The 3,182-nt window shown below is 70.5% G+C and carries 3 protein-coding genes; all 3 read right to left on the bottom strand.

Features of this window, described 5'->3' with window-relative positions:
* Window positions 1-103 precede the first annotated feature (103 nt).
* Window positions 104-790, bottom strand: coding sequence for a PEP-CTERM sorting domain-containing protein (locus OZN99_RS28340; protein WP_270938568.1), 687 nt, complete (start codon window positions 788-790; stop codon window positions 104-106).
* Window positions 791-961: 171 nt separating this feature from the next.
* A complete protein-coding gene (gene typA / locus OZN99_RS28335; RefSeq protein WP_270938567.1) occupies window positions 962-2,812 on the bottom strand; it encodes a translational GTPase TypA in 1,851 nt (616 codons plus the stop codon).
* A 183-nt stretch (window positions 2,813-2,995) separates the two neighbouring features.
* Window positions 2,996-3,182: hypothetical protein (locus OZN99_RS28330; protein WP_456299910.1), on the bottom strand; the 187-nt coding region annotated here is incomplete at its 5' end.

Below are 3,182 nucleotides of genomic sequence, written 5' to 3'. Positions count from 1 at the left end.
GGCGAGCAGGGCGGGGTCGGCGGCCTGGGTCACGCGCGGCAGGGTAGCGCGGATGCCGGGGCGTGCCATCGCACACCGAACGCCGCGGGCTTGGGCCGCGGCGTCAGGCGCGCGGCCGCCGCAGCCGCCGTGCGCCGATGGAGAGCCCGGCCAGCGCGGTGCCGAGCAGCGCCAATGTGCCGGGCTCCGGTGCCGGTGTCGGCAGCCCGGTGCGGCCGTAGCGCAGGTCGTCCAGGAAGACGCGGTCGTTGAGCGTGGAATTGGTGAAGGTGACCGTGGTGAAAGGGGTCGCCGTGTCGATGACGCCGCCGAACTGCAGGTTGTTGGCGGTGCCGGTGAAGCCCGCGAACAGGTCCTGGCTGCCGCTGGCGATGATGAGCCGCAGCGTCGTCGGCGTGTTCTGGGTCCCCAGGTCGAAGATGTCGATGCCGAAGGCATTGATCGGGCTGGCGAAGGTGAAGGTGATCGTGCTGCCGCCCCGCTGTGTCAGCACGTCCACGCCGACCGTGCCATTGCCGACGGGGATGACCGCGCGCAGGTCGGAACTGGGTCCGGCATTGCTGGCGACCGTGATCCCGTTCGCCGTGGACGGGTTGGCGGTCAGGTCTTCCGACAGCGGATGGGTTTCGAAGCTTTCGGTCTGCGTCGCGCCGCTGGCGGCGCTGAGCGCCGCCTGGAAGGCCGCAAGGTCGGTGAAGAAGATGGGCGCCGCCGATGCCGGCGCGACGCCCGATGCCGCTACGAGGAGCGCGGCCCAGGGCGCGAAGGCCTGGAAAGCCCGATGAACCATGTCCTGTTCCTGTCGCATGCCACGGCGCGTCTATCGCGCAGGGCGCGAAGGTTACGGACGATTTAAACCAGAAAGGTGCTCACGATTCCGCGAGCACCGCCCGGTGGCGGTCGGGAACGCCGCGCCCATCGGCCCCGCAGAGCCTCCGCGCCGGCATGCCCGATCCGCGCGTCACGCCGCCTCGCTCTCGCCCTTCACCGGCAGGCCCTCGGCGCGGCGAGCGTGCTTCTTTCGCTCGTGCGGGTCCAGGAAGCGCTTGCGCAGGCGGATGGCGCCGGGCGTCACCTCCACCAGCTCGTCATCCTCGATGTAGGAGATCGCCTGCTCCAGGCTCATCCGGCGCGGCGGCGTCAGCAGCAGCGCGTCATCCTTGCCGGCGGCGCGGATGTTGGTGAGCTTCTTCTCCTTCACCGGGTTGACCTCGAGATCCTCGCCGCGCGAGTTCTCGCCGATGATCATCCCGACATAGACCTTGGCGCCCGGGTCCACGAACAGCGCGCCGCGCTCCTGCAGGTAGAACAGCGCGTACTGCGTCGTCTCGCCGTCCACGTTGGAGATGAGCGACCCGTTGCGGCGGCCCTCGATCGTGCCGGCCCAGCGGCCGTAGCCGTGGAACAGGCGGTTCATCATGCCGGTGCCGCGCGTGTCCGTCATGAACTCGCCATGGTAGCCGATCAGCCCGCGCGACGGGATCAGGAAGGTCAGCCGCACCTTGCCGCCGCCGGACGGGCGCATGTCCTGCATCTGGCCCTTGCGGATGGAGAGCTTCTCCACCACGACGCCGGAATAGCCCTCGTCCACGTCCACCAGGACTTCCTCGTACGGCTCCTCGCGCTCGCCGGTCTCGGGGTTCTCGCGCGTCAGCACGCGGGGGCGGCCGATGGTCAGCTCGAAGCCCTCGCGGCGCATCTGCTCGATCAGCACGCCGAGCTGCAGCTCGCCGCGGCCGGCCACCTCGAAGCTGTCGGCCTCCTGGCTGTCGGTGACCTTGATGGCGACGTTGCCCTCGGTCTCCTTGTAGAGGCGGTCGCGGATCTGGCGCGACGTGACCTTCTTGCCCTCGCGGCCGCCCAGCGGGCCGTCGTTGATGCGGAAGGTCATGGCGAGCGTGGGCGGGTCCACCGGCAGGGCCGGCAGCGGCACGGCGACGTCCGGCGTGGCGATGGTGTCGGGGATGGTCGCGTCCGACAGGCCGGCGATCGCGACGATGTCGCCCGCCTGCACCTCCTCCACCGGCACGCGATCCAGGCCGGAATAGGTCATCAGCTTGGTCAGCCGCCCGGTCTCAACCACCGAGCCGTCCTGGCGCAGCACGCGGACGGGCATGTTCACCCGCCCGACGCCCTGCTCCACGCGGCCGGTCAGGATACGGCCGAGGAAGTTGTCGCTCTCCAGGATGGAGGCGTTCATCGCGAAGGGCTTGTCGAGCTCGACCTTCGGCGGGGGCACGTGGCTCAGGATCAGGTCGAAGAGCGGCGACAGGTCCTTCCGCGGCCCGTCCAGCGACAGGTCCGCCCAGCCCTGTCGGCCGGAGGCGAAGAGGGTGTGGAAGTCCAGCTGCTCGTCATTGGCGCCGAGCGCGGCGAACAGGTCGAAGACCTCGTTGTGCACCTCGTCCGGGCGGGCGTCGCCGCGGTCCACCTTGTTGATGACCACGATCGGCTTGAGCCCGCGGGCCAGCGCCTTGGTCAGCACGAACTTGGTCTGCGGCAGCGGGCCTTCCGCCGCGTCGCAGAGCACGATGGCGCCATCCACCATGGACAGGATGCGCTCCACCTCGCCGCCGAAATCGGCGTGGCCGGGCGTGTCCACGATGTTGATCTTCACGCCCTTCCATTCCACGGCGGTGGACTTCGCCAGGATGGTGATGCCGCGCTCCCGCTCCAGGTCGTTGCGGTCCAGCGCGCGCTCGGCGACGTGCTGGTTGGCCCGGAAGGCGCCGGCCTGCTTCAGCAGGTTGTCCACGAGCGTCGTCTTGCCGTGGTCGACGTGGGCGATGATCGCCACGTTGCGAAGGTCCATCGGGATGAGGTCCGGTCTTGTGGCCCGGCCCCTCCTGTCCGGCGGCGACCAAGTGGTCGCCCCGATGGCGGGCAGGCGTGTGTTGCTTGATGCGGCGCACACATAGGCGCGCGCCCGCCAAAAAGCGAGCGGCAAACAGGTGATGCCCGCCGGGCGGCTCCGTGGGGGATTGCGGCGGCCGCGCTACATCGGGGCGAGCTTGGTGCTGGCCGGCGGGATGCTGCCGGGCACCGGCGCGGGCTCCGGCTTGCGGTATTCCACGTCGGGGCCGATCGGCACGGCAGGGCTGGCATGGCCGCCGGCCGCGGTCGGCGGCGCGACGATGCCGCCCACCGGCGGCAGGGCGCTGCCGCCCGTCGGCGGCGTGGCG

This window comes from Falsiroseomonas oryzae, from assembly GCF_027856955.1.
In the GTDB taxonomy this organism is placed as follows: domain Bacteria; phylum Pseudomonadota; class Alphaproteobacteria; order Acetobacterales; family Acetobacteraceae; genus Falsiroseomonas; species Falsiroseomonas oryzae.
The sequence above is the reverse complement of the archived record's forward strand: the minus strand, read 5'-3'. Positions and strand labels throughout refer to the sequence as shown.